1 protein-coding gene is annotated in these 439 nt (G+C 62.9%); it reads left to right on the top strand.

Features of this window, described 5'->3' with window-relative positions; translation table 11 throughout:
* A partial coding sequence (locus I6F37_RS40345; RefSeq protein ID WP_368736826.1) for a nitrous oxide reductase accessory protein NosL occupies positions 1 to 439 on the top strand: 439 nt, incomplete at both ends.

Genomic DNA, 439 nt, shown 5'->3' with positions numbered 1-439 from the left:
GACGACACCTTCATCCGCCAGGCCGCGAAAGAACTGGGCGTCGACTACGAAGCACGGCTGAAGGATTACTCGCCGCTGCCGCTGATCGGCAAAGACGCGCGCACGGGCGAAACGTTGGACAACCCGCTGCTGGTGGCGCAGATCTGGGTCGCCGGCGAACCCAAAGTCCGCGCGTATCGCACGCCGCAATCCGCGTTTCTCGCACTCGCTGAGCTCGAAAAGGAAGGCAAGAAGGTACGCGTCACCTACGTACAGGATCGCAAGACGGGCCTGAAGCTTTTTGCGGACAAGGCCTGGTACGTTCGCGAAAGCGACGGCTCGCTCGCCGCATTCCTGCTCGAAGAAACAGCGGCGGCGTGGGCCAAGGAAAAGGGCGGCGCGGCGCAGAATTTCGCGCAGGCGAAAGTTGCGGCACCGGCTCAGGTTCAGGCTTCCAAGT

Origin of the sequence: Bradyrhizobium sp. NBAIM08 (assembly GCF_020193935.1) — a bacterium.
GTDB lineage: Bacteria > Pseudomonadota > Alphaproteobacteria > Rhizobiales > Xanthobacteraceae > Bradyrhizobium > Bradyrhizobium yuanmingense.
The sequence above is the reverse complement of the archived record's forward strand: the minus strand, read 5'-3'. Positions and strand labels throughout refer to the sequence as shown.